At 42.3% G+C, this 17,195-nt stretch carries 17 protein-coding genes; 11 read left to right on the forward strand and 6 right to left on the reverse strand.

From position 1 onward, the window contains the following. The first annotated feature begins 119 nt into the window (after positions 1–119). The 3 genes from MTO98_RS32770 to MTO98_RS32780 are packed head-to-tail and all read left to right on the forward strand — an operon-like array spanning position 120 to position 5,887. Positions 120–1,454: a TlpA disulfide reductase family protein gene (locus MTO98_RS32770; protein ID WP_243483800.1), complete on the forward strand. Its 1,335-nt coding sequence runs from the start codon at positions 120–122 to the stop codon at positions 1,452–1,454. Then, on the forward strand, positions 1,441–4,482 hold the full coding sequence (locus tag MTO98_RS32775; RefSeq protein ID WP_243483803.1) for a SusC/RagA family TonB-linked outer membrane protein: 3,042 nt from the start codon (positions 1,441–1,443) through the stop codon (positions 4,480–4,482). The genes MTO98_RS32770 and MTO98_RS32775 overlap by 14 nt, the downstream gene beginning before the upstream one ends. A 10-nt stretch (positions 4,483–4,492) precedes the next feature. Then, positions 4,493–5,887: a RagB/SusD family nutrient uptake outer membrane protein gene (locus tag MTO98_RS32780; RefSeq protein WP_243483805.1), complete on the forward strand. Its 1,395-nt coding sequence runs from the start codon at positions 4,493–4,495 to the stop codon at positions 5,885–5,887. A 51-nt stretch (positions 5,888–5,938) separates the two neighbouring features. Here the strand turns inward: MTO98_RS32780 and MTO98_RS32785 are convergent, their stop codons facing one another. The 3 genes from MTO98_RS32785 to MTO98_RS32795 all read right to left on the reverse strand — a co-directional run bounded on the left by MTO98_RS32785 (position 5,939) and on the right by MTO98_RS32795 (position 8,019). After that, entirely contained in the window at positions 5,939–6,277 is a 339-nt protein-coding gene (locus tag MTO98_RS32785; RefSeq protein WP_183562557.1) for a hypothetical protein, read from the reverse strand. A gap of 115 nt (positions 6,278–6,392) precedes the next feature. Then, entirely contained in the window at positions 6,393–6,665 is a 273-nt protein-coding gene (locus tag MTO98_RS32790; RefSeq protein ID WP_243483807.1) for a hypothetical protein, read from the reverse strand. A 397-nt stretch (positions 6,666–7,062) separates the two neighbouring features. Next, positions 7,063–8,019 carry an AraC family transcriptional regulator gene (locus tag MTO98_RS32795; protein WP_243483809.1) on the reverse strand — a complete coding sequence of 319 codons (957 nt, stop codon included), beginning with the start codon at positions 8,017–8,019 and terminating at the stop codon, positions 7,063–7,065. Positions 8,020–9,371: 1,352 nt separating this feature from the next. Here MTO98_RS32795 and MTO98_RS32800 point away from each other — a divergent pair. From MTO98_RS32800 to MTO98_RS32810, 3 genes are read left to right on the forward strand one after another with little or no spacing between them, the layout of a single operon-like run. After that, entirely contained in the window at positions 9,372–9,575 is a 204-nt protein-coding gene (locus MTO98_RS32800; RefSeq protein ID WP_090463249.1) for a helix-turn-helix transcriptional regulator, read from the forward strand. Continuing rightward, entirely contained in the window at positions 9,565–9,891 is a 327-nt protein-coding gene (locus MTO98_RS32805) for a HipA N-terminal domain-containing protein (protein ID WP_243483811.1), read from the forward strand. The genes MTO98_RS32800 and MTO98_RS32805 overlap by 11 nt, the downstream gene beginning before the upstream one ends. Before the next feature lie 3 nt (positions 9,892–9,894). Next, the gene (locus MTO98_RS32810; protein WP_243483813.1) at positions 9,895–10,818 is read left to right on the forward strand and encodes a HipA domain-containing protein; all 924 of its coding nucleotides are present in this window, start codon (positions 9,895–9,897) and stop codon (positions 10,816–10,818) included. Positions 10,819–11,250: 432 nt separating this feature from the next. On the opposite strand, the gene MTO98_RS32815 is transcribed toward MTO98_RS32810, so the two are convergent. Together MTO98_RS32815 and MTO98_RS32820 are read right to left on the reverse strand one after the other, a co-directional pair. Continuing rightward, the gene (locus MTO98_RS32815; RefSeq protein ID WP_243483816.1) at positions 11,251–11,619 is read right to left on the reverse strand and encodes a PleD family two-component system response regulator; all 369 of its coding nucleotides are present in this window, start codon (positions 11,617–11,619) and stop codon (positions 11,251–11,253) included. A 40-nt stretch (positions 11,620–11,659) separates the two neighbouring features. Further along, positions 11,660–13,630 (reverse strand): PAS domain S-box protein, encoded by a 1,971-nt coding sequence (locus MTO98_RS32820; protein WP_243483817.1) that lies wholly within the window; start codon positions 13,628–13,630, stop codon positions 11,660–11,662. 291 nt (positions 13,631–13,921) lie between these two features. Between MTO98_RS32820 and MTO98_RS32825 the strand changes: the two genes are divergently transcribed. The 3 genes from MTO98_RS32825 to MTO98_RS32835 all read left to right on the forward strand — a co-directional run bounded on the left by MTO98_RS32825 (position 13,922) and on the right by MTO98_RS32835 (position 15,094). Then, the gene (locus tag MTO98_RS32825) at positions 13,922–14,362 is read left to right on the forward strand and encodes an Hsp20/alpha crystallin family protein (RefSeq protein ID WP_243483820.1); all 441 of its coding nucleotides are present in this window, start codon (positions 13,922–13,924) and stop codon (positions 14,360–14,362) included. Between the two features lie 235 nt (positions 14,363–14,597). After that, entirely contained in the window at positions 14,598–14,891 is a 294-nt protein-coding gene (locus tag MTO98_RS32830; protein ID WP_183566087.1) for a hypothetical protein, read from the forward strand. After that, on the forward strand, positions 14,888–15,094 hold the full coding sequence (locus MTO98_RS32835) for a hypothetical protein (RefSeq protein ID WP_143013796.1): 207 nt from the start codon (positions 14,888–14,890) through the stop codon (positions 15,092–15,094). Before MTO98_RS32830 ends, MTO98_RS32835 begins: the two co-directional genes overlap by 4 nt. A gap of 133 nt (positions 15,095–15,227) precedes the next feature. Here MTO98_RS32835 and MTO98_RS32840 read toward each other — a convergent pair whose 3' ends face one another. Continuing rightward, a complete protein-coding gene (locus MTO98_RS32840; RefSeq protein ID WP_243483822.1) occupies positions 15,228–15,608 on the reverse strand; it encodes a single-stranded DNA-binding protein in 381 nt (126 codons plus the stop codon). Between the two features lie 495 nt (positions 15,609–16,103). Here MTO98_RS32840 and MTO98_RS32845 point away from each other — a divergent pair, with 495 nt between their 5' ends. Then, positions 16,104–16,958 (forward strand): SDR family oxidoreductase, encoded by an 855-nt coding sequence (locus MTO98_RS32845; RefSeq protein ID WP_243483824.1) that lies wholly within the window; start codon positions 16,104–16,106, stop codon positions 16,956–16,958. Positions 16,959–17,012: 54 nt separating this feature from the next. Further along, positions 17,013–17,192, forward strand: a complete 180-nt coding sequence (locus tag MTO98_RS32850) for a DUF6496 domain-containing protein (protein WP_090463211.1) — start codon at positions 17,013–17,015, stop codon at positions 17,190–17,192. Positions 17,193–17,195: the final 3 nt, after the last annotated feature.

The following is a 17,195-nucleotide window of genomic DNA, read 5'->3' on the forward strand; positions in this document are numbered from 1 at the left end:
GCTTTTAAAAACGGCAACCTAAGATCAGCTTAATAGTTAATAGTCAATTTCAGGTTGCCGTTTCCTTTTCATAGTCTTACCTGACTCATTTTTTTAATCAGCTCAACTAAAGAAATTTCATGAAAAAAACTATACTTTTTATAGTGCTGGCCACGCTTTGCCTTTTTTTTCAGGTAGAAGCCCAGGATAAATTTACTATCAGTTCCCTTAAGATCGGCGATCAGGTACCAAACCTTAGCATAAATGGCATCATCAATTACCCCGCGCAAACCGCAAAGATCTCTGACTTTAAAAATAAGCTCCTGATCCTGGACTTTATGAATACCTATTGCGGTAGCTGTATTGAGGCATTACCGAGGCTGGATTCTTTGCAACGCCAATACGCAGGTAAAATCCAAATTTTTATTGTTATTGATGAGTCAATAGCACGGGTCAGAGCGTTCCTTAAAAACAATCCGATAGCTAAAAATATAAAGCCGTCTATAATCGTCGGGGATAAAACACTAAGCAGGCTCTTTCCTCACCAATATGTTTCTCACGAGGTCTGGATCAATAACGGGACAGTCAGGGCTATTACAACGGCCCAGTATGTCCAGTCAAAAAACATCGAAGAGATATTAAAACAAGGCGCTGTTAATTGGGAATTGAAATCTGATTTTGCTTTTGATTACCATGCCCCTTTCCTCGTAACCAATGAACAGCATATTCCCGAACAGATCCTTTCTTCCGGCTTATTTTTCTCTGCCTTAACCGGGCATTTAAAAGGTGTGGCAACCCGACATACTTATGAAGTTGATAGTCTGAAAAGACTTGTTAAAATCCATTATATTAATTTCAGCATAGTTGATTTGTATTTGGCCACGCTGCCTGATCAGAAAGATTTCTCGGTAAGCTATGTGCAGATCAGGGCGGAACACCCTGGGAATTTCATTTTCCGAAATAACAATATCGAATATCGGGATGTCTGGAATAATCTGCATACCTGGTGCTATGAAGGGGTATTTCCGATTGATTTCTCTGAACAGGAAATTAAAAGGAAAATACAAAAAGACCTTGATTTCTACCTGCATTTAAACAGCGGTTTTGAAACGGTCAGAACTAAAGTAATTCAATTAGTCAAAGATTCTACTCATTCAAGTTTAGTTAAGCAACCCTTCAAGGTCAGACAGAACGGTAAAGAACTATTGAACCTCATCACTGTAAATGACCTGCTCAAAAAGCTGAATCATGATTTTGTAAACAGGCCGGCAGATAGTAACCTCTCACCTGATGAGGTGATCAATGTCCATATCGATGCGGCTGACCTGATGAAAGAGTCCGACCTCAATGAGGCATTAAAAGCCTATCACCTGACTTTTAAAAACGTGGAAAAAGAAGTCCGCATGTTCGTCCTTTCAGCGAGTAATAGTCCAATTCAAATCACCTTAAACCATTCCATTTATGAAGGCAAATAAACGCTCTCTATTCATATTACTCATTTTTCTTTTTTACGCCAATCTTCTATTTGCGCAACAGTTAAGTCTTAAGGGAAAAGTTGTTTCCGAAACCGGCATGCCGGTTGCAGGCGCTACGGTAGTCGTGAAGTCCGGGAAGCAAGCAACCGTTACTAACCTTGATGGTGAATTTAGCTTAGTTCGTGTTGCGCCTAATGCCACGTTAATTGTTACCTGTATCGGGTACAATATGCAGGAGGCTATTGTTAAAGGTACCGATAGTATGGTCATCAAGTTAAGTCTACATAACAGCCAGCTTGACGAAGTGATCATTCAGGCGTATGGTACGACAACTCAACGGAAGAATACAGGGAACATCACCAAGATCACGGCCGCTGAAATAGCAAACCAGCCGGTGTCTAATCCATTGGCCGCCCTGGAGGGGCGCGTTCCCGGTGTCAATATTACCCAATCCAGTGGAGTGCCCGGATCATCGTTTAATGTCGAGGTCAGGGGAAGGTCTACTTTAGATGGTAGTTTATCCAGGAACGATCCATTGATTGTCATTGATGGTATCTTCTTTGAAGCAGGTAACCAATCCTATAACCAATTGCGGTCGGCGGCAAATGATAATTTCGGTCACGGAGGTTTAAGTCCTTTGAATAATATCAATCCGAATGATATTGAAAGTATAGAAGTGTTAAAAGATGCAGATGCTACCGCGATCTATGGGAGCCGCGGGGCTAATGGAGTACTTCTGATCACAACAAAAAAAGGAAAAACGGGGAAAACCGTTTTTAATGGCAGTGTCTATTCTGGTATTAGTACGGTTCCGGGTACGATGAACCTGCTGAACACGCAGCAATATGTTCAGATGCGAAAAGAGGGTTTTAGAAATGACGGCATAGCACCGAGCGCTGATCCAAGCGATCCGGGTTTTGCTCCGGACATTATGCTTTGGGATACTACCCGCTATACGGATTTAAAAAAACTATTGATCGGAAATACTGCCCGAACTACTGATGTGCAGGGATCATTAACGGGTGGTAACCCGCTCAATCAATTCCTGATCGGGGGAGGTTACCACCGGGAAACCAACGTTTTTTCCGATGATCTGGCAGATACACGGGCTTCTCTTCATTTTAACCTTAACCACAGCTCTGAGAACAAAAAATTCACGATGGGCTTTTCAGGAGGTTATAGCAATGATAAAAATCAACTCATTGCCACAGACCTTACTCAGTACATTAACCTCCCGCCAAATCTGTTGCTCCGGGACAAAAGCGGCAACCTTGTTTTTCAGGAGGCGGGGGTAAGTTACGCAACGGTAAATAACATGGTTAATCCATTGGCTATCTTACAACAGACCAATACGGCTATAACCGAAAATTTGTATAGTAACCTACAGTTGAGTTATAAGATACTACCGTCGCTCCTGTTTAAGGTTAGTGCGGGCTATAATACTTTTAAAACAGATGAAGTATCAATTATTCCGCAAAGTTCCATAGATCCATATGTCGCATCCTATACCCCGGCATCATCTGCTTTTGCAAATACATCCCTGAACAGCTGGATCATCGAACCTCAATTGAGCTATACGAAAAGTATCAGCAAAGGAATTTTAAATGTATTGATCGGCGGTACATTCCAGGAGAAAAAGTTGAAAAGCAATGTGATCCAGGCAACCAACTTTTCCAGCGACCTGCTGCTGAACAATCCGGCTGCCGCGGGATTGGTTACCGCCGATATTGAACAGTTCTTATATCATTATGAAGCCGTGTTCGGCAGGGTTAACTATGACTGGCTGGGCAAATATATCCTGAATGCAACTTTCCGGCGTGACGGCTCCAGCAGGTTTGGGCCGAATAAACAATTTGCCAATTTCGGTGCTATAGGAGCCGGCTGGATATTTTCAGATGAGCCATTCATTCAGCGATCCCTTCCATTTTTAAGCTTTGGAAAGCTAAGGGCAAGTTATGGCATCACCGGGAATGACCAGATCGGTGATTACAATTACCTGAGCCTTTACCAGAATACAGGTATCACCTACAATGGGTCGCCCACCTTATCTCCAGCCAAATTATATAACCCCGATTACCACTGGCAGACCAATAAAAAGGCGGAGATCGGTATAGAGCTGGGATGGTTAAGGGACAGGCTGTTTTTTACCGCATCCTATTACCGGGAAAGAAGCAGCAATCAACTGGTCAATTACCCGCTGCCTACGCAAACCGGATTCCAAAATGTGGTGATGAATTTACCGGCCCTGGTCCAAAACTCGGGTTTGGAGTTGGTGCTGACCACCAAAAATGTGAACCAAAAGAATTTCAAATGGGCCACATCGCTCAATGCAACGATTCCAAGGAATAAGCTGTTATCCTTTCCCGGATTAGCTTCAACCAGTTACAGGAGTATTTATGTAGTAGGACAACCGTTGTCCGTTATCTATGGATTAAAGTACCTGGGGGTAAATCCGCAAACGGGCATCTATAATTTTCAGGATGTCAATAATGACGGAAAGCTGAATGCGTCCGACTATCAGCCTCTTGGTAACCTGAACCCGAAATATTATGGCGGGGTATCCAATACCATTACCGTACACCAGTTTCAGCTTGATTTCCTATTTGAATTTAAAAAGCAAATGGGGCGGAATTATTTAGCACAACTATTTAATAATTTCCCCGGAACCGTGGCTAACCAGCCCACTATCATATTAAACCGCTGGCAGCAACCTGGCAATATAAGTATCGTTCAGCAATACACTGCCGGGAATAACGAAGCAGCCATTATCGCGGCAAACACACAACTGAATATATCCAATGGGATTTATGGAGATGCTTCCTATATCCGCCTGAAAAATATCGCGCTTGCTTATCATTTGCCTGAAAGCTTTTTAAGGCGTTTGGGGATTACAGGAGGAAAAGTTTATATCAATATCCAGAATCTATTGACCATCACAAAATATAAAGGATTAGATCCTGAGACACAGAATTTCTATGTATTACCACCGCTCCGCACCATTGCGGCAGGTCTGCAATTATCCCTTTAAATATAAAAACATGAAAAAGATTTTTTACCATAACCTAAAAAGTTCAATGCTGTATTTCAGCGTGATCAATGCTGTCTGCCTGCTCTTTTCCTGTAAAAAGTTTGTGGAGATCGGAGCCCCGGTAAGTAAGATCGAAACGGCCAGTGTATTTTCCAATGATCAGGCAGCGCTTTCTGCGGCATTAGGCGTTTATGCGAACATGGGGACTTCGGGTTTAACGATATGTTCCGGTGGTGCAACCTTATACCCCGCACTTAGCGCGGATGAACTGACTTATACCTCTACCAATACGGAACTGCTTTCCTTTCAGCATAATGCGATTATAGCCGACAATGGCACCGGGATTTACGGCAGGCTGTGGACACCTGGCTATAAAAATATTTATTACGCAAACGCGGTACTGGAGGGTGTATCGAAATCAGTATCCATCTCTGACACACTAAAAAAGCAGCTCAAGGGTGAAATGCTCGTCGTTCGCGCCTTGAATTATTTTTACCTGTTTAATTTGTTTGGTAACGTGCCGCTTGAATTGTCAACAGATTATAAGGTTAATGATATCATGGCGAGAACACCCGCAAATAAAATTTATGAACAGCTTGTCACAGACCTGACCCTTGCCGTAAGTTTATTGCCTGCTTCAAATCCGGCACAACTGAATATACGGCCTAACAAATGGACCGCATCCGCACTGTTAGCAAGGGTTTATTTATATCAAAAAGACTGGGCCGGTGCCGAAGCACAATCTTCAGCAGTGATCGGTTCCGCGCAGTATCACCTTGAAAATAATTTAAATAATGTCTTTACACAAGGTTCAGCCGAAACGATCTGGCAATTGGCGAGTGATTATAGAAATACCAGCGAGGGAAGCACATTTATTCCGTCAGGTTCATCATCACGTCCATCTTATGCGATCAACAATTATTTATTATCTGCTTTTGAAAGTGGTGACCAAAGGAAAGTGTCCTGGCTGAAAAAGAATACAGTTGGCGGCACTGACTATTATTATCCTAATAAATACAAAGTCAGAACGTCTACACCGATCACTGAGTATTATGTCGTATTCAGGCTGGCAGAACAATATCTGATCCGAGCGGAGGCCAGGGTGCAGCAGAATAATTTCGATGGGGCAAAAGCGGATTTAAACCTGATCCGCTCACGCGCCGGTTTAATCGGTACAGATGCTACTGATCAACCATCATTGCTCAGTGCTGTTGTCGCAGAACGGCAAACAGAATTGTTCTGTGAGTGGGGGCATCGTTTTCTTGATCTCAAAAGAAACGGGCAGGTCGATCAACTTTTAGGAATTAGAAAAGCACCGGACTGGCAGCCGACCGATGCGGTTTATCCAATTCCTTTAAGCCAAATACAGGCAAACCCTTACTTAGTACAAAACTCAGGTTATTGAACAAACAAAAAGCACGACCGGACAGTCGTGCTTTTTTATTAACGCGGAGGTTTAGTTTTGCTTTTTAAGCGGATCGGCATCACCATGCGCAGATGTTGGAAAACTGGTGATCTGAGTATTAAAACCTCTTACACAATCAGCATCGTTCCCTGGTGTGCAAGGCAAATTATCTTCCGCATAAGTAGCATCTACCTTTGCACCGCTATAGGCTTGTGATCCGGCAACGATCTGTCCGCTGCTGTTTACACTGTACCAGTAATAGGTGCTTAGGTTTTTATGCTTGTTAACGAGATGGCCTTTGCTGGTAAAAGCGCTGAAGCCTAAAGCGGAAACAATTAAAATGGCAGCTACTATAGCCGCGTATTTGTTTTTTATCGTGTTTTTTATCACGTGTTTTGAACTTTTTATAATAGCAAAAAAGGGCTCCAAAAACTTTATATTCGTATAATAATGTTGCGTTTTGCCTTTAGGCAGACCTCACCGGAAACTTTTGCGCCCTGGGTGCTTATGTTTCCATTTGCCCGAATAGCCCGGCACGGCTATTCGGGTTTTTCGTGAATAATGCATCTTTACGGTCGTGAACACTGGTGTGGGTAATTCTCTTTCGGACGTAAGCATGATTAAAAAGAGGCCGGATGTTGATGGTATAAAACCACAGACATGCTGCCATGTACCTCTGGATAAAACAGATGCAAAGCGCTGCCATAGCGGCCAGCATGACCTTTGAGTTATAATCCTCTGCCATGTCCCTGATTGTTGCTGCATCAAACCTTTTCATCCTCTACATTTTTTCTTGTTAATCAACTTAACACCAGCGGCGCAGCCTTGGCGTCACCTGTCCTGGGTTTGTGCACTTTATCGCTGTACCCGCGTTCCATGCATCAGCATCCGGTGCCATCTTACCAGTACCGGCCGGATATCCCTCTGATAGTAGTTTACTTTAGGGGCTGCTATCATGTTGCTGATACTTTACCGCCAGGAAATGGCGGCTCGGCTCCCGGTACTCTCCTTACATATCTTTGCAACGGTATTGATCGTTGAGTTTAGTAAATCTCGGTATCTGTTTTCCCCTAAAGCATAAAAAAACAGAGATAATAAGGATGGGAAACCACTAAAAAGGGTAAGTTTTTTATGCCTGTTTTTGAGAAAAGGAGAGAATGGGCATAAAACAAGCCTTAAGGACTATCAGATGGCGGGTATCCGAAAAATTTCTTGAACTGTATGCGAAAACTTTGCACATCCTTATATCCCACGAACATATATACTTCATTGGTGGATAGCTGGCCCGCTGCAAACAATTGTTTTGCCTTCTGTAAACGGAGGTTGATCAGGAACGCGTGTGGTGTGGTGCCAAATTCTTCTTTGAAATTTTCGATCAGTGTTTTCTCCGTGATATGAAAAGTCCGGATCAGTGTTTGGTTGCTGAGTTCGGAGTCTGTATAATTTTTTTCCAGGAAGTCCTTAACGCGGTAGGCCGGTTGTTCCAATTTGATTGAAACCAGGTCGTCATATTGGGCCAGTAATTGTTTGAAGAACCGGAGCAGCTCTGCTTCAATATCAGCTGCCTTATGATCATTCAGCTCGTATAACTGGAGCAATGTCCGGTAGATCGGTCCTGCTATCGGGCATCGGGGCATATGTCCATATAAAGAATTGCCATTATCGAGGTCAAAAACAAATGCCTTTAGTTGGGGATATTGGCCGATATCTTTTTTCAGCCACTCCATTCTTGGAGCGATGTAAAATATACGGTGAATGCCCGGCTGTAGCTGGCCAATATACTCGCCTGGCTTGTTGAATGTGGCATAGCATGTGCCCTTGTCTGCTTCGGTAATGAGCGTACCATCGGGAGTGGAAAAACGAATGTACCCCTCCAGCATGAAAAAAAGAAACAGGGCTGATTCCTCCACCTGGTAACTCAGAGACAACTCCTTGTCTAGTTTAAATTCATACAATTCAATATAAAACAGGTAATGGCTATGATACTGGCGAAGTAATGTACCCCCTTCCAGTCGGATCAACTCGGCATCGGTATAGTTTACCGGGTAACGACTGTACCCTGGCGGTTTTTGACGAATGGGGCTCCGGGAAATAACCGGAGAAGAAAAATATAAGATGATAGGGTTTTTCATAGGCTTGCTAAAAATCTGGCTGCCTCCTATCTGTATCAGGAGTCTGCCTTAGATGTATTTAATCATAGATAATTTTAATATTGCAATAGCTTATTTAATTAAGCTGCTTAATCTCGGCGTTATTTATATTCAAAAGTGTGACATGCGTAAATATTTTTTTTCGGATTGAATAAATGCATTTTTTTAATGCGAAAACAGTGGTAAAAGGGTGGTGACTTTTGGGGGCGAAAAAGGGAGCAAACACCCAATAATTTGCCTGATTATCACTTCAACGCCAACAATTATTGCATAAATCGGCTCTTTTGGGGTTCTTCGCGATGAAAAAAGTAAAAAATAGTTACTACCCTTTACCCCTGTAAAAAAAATTCTTCTTTCTATGACAGCAGTTTCATCATAACCGAACCATTTATTCTGATATGTATCGGGAGAATCTTCCGGCGAAGTATCCTTTTAATTTTCTCCTATTTATCTGTTTCCTTATTTCAGATGATCGTGCACTTATCTTATCTACCCTTTTCTTTGCAATTTTTAGCTAAAGCGTTAACACCGTATTTTATCAGATTAAAGTTATGCTCCTGAAAATCTTTTATCAATCGATTACATTACAAAATGAGTTGATCTACATTACAAAAAAGGTCGTTCTACCTTAATAAATGGATTAATATACATCACAAATGAAGTTGCTTTACCTACCCTTTTTTCGCAATTTTTAGCTAAAACGTGAGTTTTATCCCATCTGGTTAAAGTTATAGTATGGATGTTCTTTTGTCACTAAACAAAGGTTCAGAACGTATTTAACAAAGGATAAAATCGACATTACCGATTGTTAATTGATCAATTAACAATTGGGTTGACTTATTACTTTTCTTATTCGCCGAATATTTTGCACTTTTTATCATCCCATTATTGGCTACCTGAATATTGTGTGTTGACAGAAGCCCTGCTGAAAAATCGCTCTCCTAATACCTATAATATTCAATACACATTAATACAAAAACACTTTCCGTTTACACCATAAATTTCAACGGTCCGTTCGGGATATGCTAAACGTTTGTCGAATAATTTAAAACTTTAACTTATAGGATTTGTCACTGAGAAGTGTGTAGCGATGCTGATTCATCAGGCCCCGTTATTTGAAAATCCGAATGGTAAAAGAGCGTCCAATACTGGTACTCTCAGTACCAGTATTGGATTTTTTTTAAACTGACCGCTAATCCCGATAGGGTATAAAACAAGCATAATTTTACTATATAGTCCCGATAGGGTATAATTATGACATTAATAGAAGGTATGATCCCGATAGGGTATAGTTAATAAATTTAAGTTATATTTGTACCCGAAAGGGTATAATTATGTTGTCAGAGTATTTAAAGAAAAAAAGGAAATCACTAAATCTCACACAGGAAGACCTGGCATCTAAAGCGGGAGTCGGACTTAGGGTCGTTCGTGAGATGGAACAGGGAAAACCAACATTGCGGATGGATAAAGTGAATCAGGTGTTGATGTTATTTGGCGCAGAGCTCGGAGTGGTATTAAAAGTAAAAAATGATGAGTAGAAAAGGTTTGGTTTATTTTCAGAACACATTGGCTGGTATGCTTGCGGAAACTGATGATGGCTACGAATTTACTTACCAGGCGAATTACTTAGAGAATAAGAACGCAAAGCCGGTAAGCTTAACGCTACCATTGTCAACCCAGAAATATGAAAGTAAAGTATTGTTTGCTTTTTTCGATGGCTTGATACCGGAAGGTTGGCTACTGGATTTGGCAACAACACACTGGAAGGTCAAAAGCAATGACCGGTTTGAATTATTACTATTAACATGCAGGGATGCAATCGGAGCTGTAACGGTTATTCCCGAAATAGATTAAGCTATGGCAAATTGTTGGTTTTGTTATCAGGATGCAGGTACATCGTCTTATCATGAAAAATGTTCAAGGCGATTTTTTGGTACGGCTAAAGTACCTGAGCTGGAATTGAATAATAAACTTTTGAAAACGTTGGCAGAACAAACCATCAACGAAAGGATCGCTGTGACCGGAGTTCAGCCCAAGCTTTCTGTTACCCTGGAAAAGACGAAGGGACACATCCGGCTGACAATTGTAGGACTTTGGGGAGAATACATACTTAAACCGCAGCATCCTGATTTTTCGGAAATGCCGCAATCAGAAGATCTGACCATGCATTTGGCAAGCCTATTTAAAATGCCAACTTGTGATCATACTTTAATGGAGGCGTCAGACGGTAGTTTGGTTTATCTTGCCCGGAGGTTTGACCGGGTGAAAGGCCATAAAGTTCACATGGAAGATTTCTGCCAGCTTTCTGAATTTTTAACGGAAAATAAATACAAGGGCTCTTATGAAAAGATCGGTAAGCTTATCCTGAAATACTGCACTCAAACTGGTTTTGATGCGCTGACTTATTTTGAACTGGTGTTATTTTCTTTTTTGACAGGCAACAATGATATGCACCTGAAAAACTTTTCTGTACTATATACGGACGAGGGGGTAAGTCTAAGTCCTGCCTATGACCTTCTAAATGTAAATCTTGTTAATCCACAGGACGATGAAGAGCTGGCCCTGACCATAAACGGCAAAAGGAAAAGAATTAGATTATCTGATTTTGATGTATTGGCAAGAAGCATGAATATACCTGAAACCGCCGTTAGGAATACGTATAACAAATTTTCCTCCAGTAATAAGGAGGTTGGTAAGATGATTGAAGCATCATTCCTGAGCCCCGAAAAAAAGGCACTATACCTGGAAATTTGGAATAGAAAGCAACGGTTGTTTAATTGACAAGCCACAGTTATACATTGTGGATTTTCCTCCTGGTGCGGAAAAAATAAAATCCTTATTCACCGCAGTCGCGAAGATAGCCCACGCCGGAATCAAACGTCAAGGGTACACAAGCGGGCCGTTGTGTCCGCTTCCAGCGGTTGGCCCGCCCTTGACATTTGATCCGGCTAAGCGCTTTTGTTGCTTAAGCGTTGAATAAGGCTCGATTGTTCACAAGCTTTCCTATTTCTTTTGCAATTGTTTGAGCCGGCTTGATAGGATTGCCAGTAGTGCCATTTTGTGGTTTTTTCTAAGAACGAGGAAAATGTGAACCGCTCAACAGCGTCTGATTGTGTAACCATTAATTCCATCATTTCATTAAATACTTTTTCCGCGATACCTGCTTCTCGCGCCAACACACTGAATTGATGCCTTAATTTCCATATTCCCGGATCACGAAGCCATCATATATTCATCAACTTTCGCCTTGAAATGATTGATGTCAAAAGGCTTGCTGATAAATCCGTCGCTATGGGTATTTCCCTGGATTTCCCTCTTGCTCCGGTGTGCTGACATCAGCAGAACCGGAATATGAGTGGTAGCCGCATCCTCCTTCAGTTGCCGGCAGATTTCGACGCCGTCGCCGTCCGGCAGCATAATATCCAGTACAATTAAATTCGGTAATTCCAGGGAAAGGCCCTTTTTAAGCGTGTTTACATCTGGAAACAGCTGCACCTGGTAAAGATCATCTTTTAGGATATAATCAATGAGTAACCTAATGTCCTCATCGTCTTCAACAACAAACACTTTCTTAGTGGACATACAATTTCAATTATATGTGATATACGTCTATACGGCTGTTTTAGTTTGTAAAAGCTGGTAGAGAAAATGTAAATGTCGCTCCATGACCCGGGGTGCTTTCTACCCAGATCCTCCCCCCGTGCCGGTCAATAATGTCCTTGGATATGTAAAGTCCCAGGCCAAGCCCGGAGGTCTTTCGCTCCTGCTCTTTAACACGGTAAAACTGGCTAAAAATGTGCTGCTGGTTTTCGGGCAAAATACCGGGACCCTGATCCTTCACAGAGATGCGAACCTCATTCCCGGTCCTGATAGCAATCATGCTTACCTCTCTGGCGTCCGGCGCATACTTCACGGCATTTCCAAGTAAATTCGTGAGCACCTGTTCTAATCGCATTTTATCGCCCGAGACCCAAAGCTCTCCATCTGCCGCCATTTTCAAATTATAGTGGGCATGGGTCTGTCCAAACGTGTCGGCGATTTCGTCTAAAAGATCCGAAAGATCAAAAGGTTCAAAATTCAACTGTAGTTTACCGGCCTGGATTTTAGATATATCAAAAAGGTCATTGACTAAGTCGTTGAGTTTGGCCAATTGCTTCAGTGCCTTTTCTGCAAAACTTTTGGCAATACCGTCCGGAACCGTTCTTTCTAAAATCTGCAAAAAACCGCTCATCGAAGTCAGTGGCGTCTTAAGCTCATGGGAGGCCAGGGCGATAAACTCATCTTTTTTATTGCTCAGATCTTTTACTTCCTCAAAGAGCCTGGAATTATCTATGGCAACGGCAGCCTGTGAAGCTACGGTGACAACCAGGTCCTCATGCTCCTCTTTAAAAATGCCAGCCTGTTGATGACCAAAAAACAGCCCGCCGATGACCACGCCCGAATGGGTTATAACCGGAACCGCAAGGTAACTCACAACGGGCAAATGGCCTTCGGGCATACCAAAATATGGTGAATTTTTTCCATAACGTGGGTCTTTCGTAACGTCATCCACCCGGACCACCCCCTCACCGCTAAATGTTGGATGGAAAACGGCCGTGTTGCGGGGCATGGGGAAATTCTCAAAAGCCGCCCTTGGAGCGCCCGAAATAGTATAAAGCCAATAAGATTCGCCAGCCTGGTCCACCTGGTTATAGAAGAAAGCACCAAAGTCCGCGCCGGTAAGCCTGGTAGTGGCATCGGTCACTTTTTGTAAGATGTGTTGCAGATCGAGGTCTTCATTGATGCTTTTACTGATTGAATTGAGGATTTCCATGCGCTCCATACTTTTAGCGATGGACCGTTCCGCTTCTTTCTGCGCTGTAATGTTCCGGGCAATTTTGGAAGCCCCGATGATTTCGCCGGCTTTGTTGAGGATGGGCGATACCGTCAGTGATATGTGCAGCTGCTGTCCGCCTTTAGTTCTGCGGATAGTCTGGAAATGATCTACTTTTTTTCCGGCACGAATATTTCCTATAATTATATCTTCTTCATCCAGACGTTCCGGCGGTATTAGTAATGAAATATGTTGACCGATAGCCTCCTGCTCCGTATAGCCAAACATTTTTTCTGCGCCGATATTCCAGCTGGTGATGATGCCCTGCAGGCTTTTACCGACAATCGCATCGTCCGAACTGGCGACAATGGCGGCCAGCCTGGCCTGCTTTTCTTCGGCAGTATTTTCTTCGATGATACTGCGGGCAACCTGAGACGATCCTATAACTTGTCCCTCCTGGTCCCTGATAGGCGAAATGGTTATAGACACGGGGATTTCAACGCCTTCCCTGGTTCTGCGAATCGTTTTGAAATGTCCGATCCGCTTCCCTTCCATAATATCACGCATGATCTCCATTTTTTCCTGCTGCCTTTCTTCAGGGATCAGCAAGTAAACAGATTCATTGATTATTTCCTCATGACCATAGCCGAATAATCGTTCAGCTGCCGGATTCCAATGGGTAATCCGCATATCAAGGTCATGGCAAAATATCGCGTCGTCAATGCCTTCAAATATAGATTGCAGGGTTGATAGTTCTTGTGAATGCTGATGTCTGATCATTAGTTTGGTGCGGCCAGAAAACGGCATTATTTGTTCAGTGGCTTCTGATGTTTGATTTTATCTAATAATAACCTTAAAAACACAGAAAGGTTTTAGGCCTTTGATAGAGGACCGGCCGGTGAAAATCTGGCAGCGAAGCTGTAAATTTTTCAGATGTCCACTGCAAAAATTTCAGTTTTAATTCCATTTCTGACTTTGGCATTTCACTTGTAGTATTACTGCCGAACAACCGTTCTTTAAGTTTAATGAATAAATGGTTTGATCCTTTTAAAAACAATTAAAAGAAAAATTATGACATTGGTTAAATTTAATCCTGAAAAAAGAAACAGTTCACTATTACCAGGTTTTAGTGATGTTTTCGATTCTATTTTTAATGACACCTTTTTTAATGACCGTATGGTAACCCGCGTACCTGCTGTCAACATCAGCGAGACGGAAAACAACTATCATGTGGAACTGGCTGCACCGGGTCTGAAGAAAGAAGATTTCAAACTGAACCTGGAACGTAACGTACTGAATATTGCAGTTGAACAAACCGCCAGTCAGGAAGACAACCAGAAAAATTACAGCAAACGCGAATATAGCTACAGCTCGTTCGTGCGTTCTTTTACGCTGCCAGAAAGTGCGGATGACAGCCAGATCAGCGCAAGTTATACCGATGGCATACTCCGCATCGATATTGCCAAGCGCGAGGAAGCAAAAAGCCTGCGCAGGCAGATCGAAATAAAATAATCGACTCCATCATATATCCGGAAAGGCTGCCGTCATGGCGGCCTTTTTCAGGATATACTAAGAAGTCAGTTTAATTATAGTGGGACTTTAAATTTAAAGTTATTCGATTTAACCGCTTTGCTGACGCCCAAATACGCGGCCGGATGGCTGCTTTTAACAGGACAGCATCTGATATGTGCCAGCGTTAAAAAAGCAAGTGCTCCTCTTGCAATGGCCCTTTCATTTATAAACCGCTATGAAAACACAATTCTATATTTTATTAAGCCTGAAGACGCCGCGCGGCTTTGTCGACTATGGACAGTACTTCTTCGGTGACGACCGCGGTACCGCCTATGAGTTATTCGGGCAGTTAAAAGGTCACCAAAATTTAAAAGATTCTTGCCTTTTACATATTGACCTGATGGAAACCGTCGATGAACTACCGGTAAAGGTCAAAACCATCTGCTGTACGCTGGATGAATTGGCTTACAATTGTAAATTGATCGCAAGAGAGGTTTTTCGCTTAAAGAACCTGGAGGAAATGGAATGATGAATAAGTTATTTTTACTTAGAACACTGATCATCTCCATGATGATCTGCATGTTGATCTTTGACGTGCTGCGGATAATGAGCCATTCGGCTGATGCCTTTCCCGAGCATAAAAAGCTATTACTGACCGGGATTTTATTATGGATCGTTTCCGTAATTACTAACCAGGGCAGTAATGACGACGATTGGGCAGGAGAGATTTAGGAAGATCTGGCCGATTAAAAAATTGCAGAATGCGGCAAAGACTAATATTTGAATAAATCTGCGGCATCTCGAAGCAGCCGCCAACAGGCATTATGTCCATTTCCCTCTCAAAGCGTGTAGTAGCTGAATGCTTCTACTTCTGTGAATGAGTCACATTTTCCAGTAATTCATTAATTTCAAAATCACTGCTCCGTCCCAAAAGGGTAAAGGTTTCAGGAATAATTTCCGTAGTGTAACGTTTGATACCTTCTTTATCTTCAAAAGAGCGGGTACGACATTTACCTTCTACATAGATCAGCTTTCCTTTACGGAGCGATCTATGACCAGCTTCCGCTAGCGAACGCCACATCACGATATTGTGCCATTCTGTATGTTCCGTTTTAACACCGTTTTTGATGATAAACTCGGACGTCGCAAGCGGAAAACTTAAAACTGCAGCGTTATCCGGCAAATACCTGAATTCCGGGTCTTTTCGTAAATGGCCGACCAGGATAACTTTATTAACTCCTGACATAGCTTTTAAATTTAAGGTTATTTCAATTTCCCCAATGTGATAACACCAGTTACCGCATTGGGTTTTAAACAATTAGCCTTCTTGATATTCTTTAAAGCTGAAATTGAAATCTCAAAGTTCTGCTCGTCAGCCTCTATACCTCATTGAACACCTCTGTTCTAAATTAATGACACATATAGTTGATTTTAGTACAATTATTAAATTAAAAAGAAATAATTTTAAGTATAGATAGCTAAAATGTAAAATATTTTTACTCATATATCCACTACTGGAATAATATTGGAGGTGATTTATTCAGATTATTTTGCCGCTCCCGCCCGCTTTCTGCCGCCGCCAATTTTACTCATTTATCAAAGAATGAATCTGTATGATGCAAGCAGTAATTTTTCATAAATCAGGCAGCATTGCCAATAAAGAGAGTTTATGCAAATAGTTGATCTGCCATTCCGGGCTAAAATTGAAAAAGTAATTTGAAGGAAAAAACATTTGACCGATATGGAAACGAAAACAAAAAAGCCACAAAAACAGGATCGCCAGCCGGGTATTGAAGCGGAGATGGATCCGAAACCGGAATATATTAAGGATAGTTACAAGGCCGCCGGCAAACTCCAGGGCAAGATAGCCCTGATCACAGGTGGTGACAGCGGCATCGGCCGGGCTGTCAGCGTCCATTTTGCCGAAGAAGGTGCGGATATAGCCATCGTTTACCTCGATGAAGATAATGACGCCGAAACAACCAAAAATTTGGTGGAAGCCGCGGGCAGAAATTGCCTGCTTATCAAAGGAGATGTGAAGGATGCTGCCTTTTGCAAAAACGCGGTCGAAAGGACCGTTAAGAAATATGGAAAGCTGAATATCCTCGTCAATAATTCAGGAATGCAATTTCCACAAAAAGATGTCAAGGCGATTGACCCCGAGCAGCTGGACACCACTTTCCGCACCAATATATTTGCTTATTTCTACTTCGCTGAGGCAGCAGTGGTGCATATGCATGAAGGTGATAGTATTATCAATACCACCTCGGTAACCGCTTACCGTTCCTCTCCTTCGCTGATTGATTACTCTTCGACTAAAGGAGCTATTACAACCTTTACGCGCTCACTCGCAACAAATCTTGTTGAAAAAAAGATCCGTGTAAATGCTGTTGCTCCCGGGCCGGTATGGACACCCCTGATCGTATCCACCTTCGATGAGGAAAAGATCAAAAGTTTTGGAAGTGAAACAGCCATGAAACGGGCTGGACAGCCTTCGGAGCTTGGACCTGCCTATGTTTTTCTGGCTTCGGATGATGCTTCTTTTATAACGGGCCAGGTCATCCACGTAAACGGTGGTGAAGTAGTCAACGGATAAGGTTATATAATCAACGGAATCGTTTATACTATGAATAACAATTAAATCAAAAAAATGGCAAAGTATTCAGAAAAGGCACAGGACAAGGTCCACAAAGCCTTACATGAGGAAAAAGAAGGAACACTAAAAAGTGGCAAAAGCGGTAAAAAAGTAACGTCCAGAAAACAAGCTGTGGCAATCGGATTGTCGGAAGCCCGCAAGGAAGGCGCTAAGGTTCCAAAAAAGAAATCATAACAA

It is taken from the genome of Mucilaginibacter sp. SMC90, assembly GCF_022811725.1.
Taxonomy (GTDB): domain Bacteria; phylum Bacteroidota; class Bacteroidia; order Sphingobacteriales; family Sphingobacteriaceae; genus Mucilaginibacter.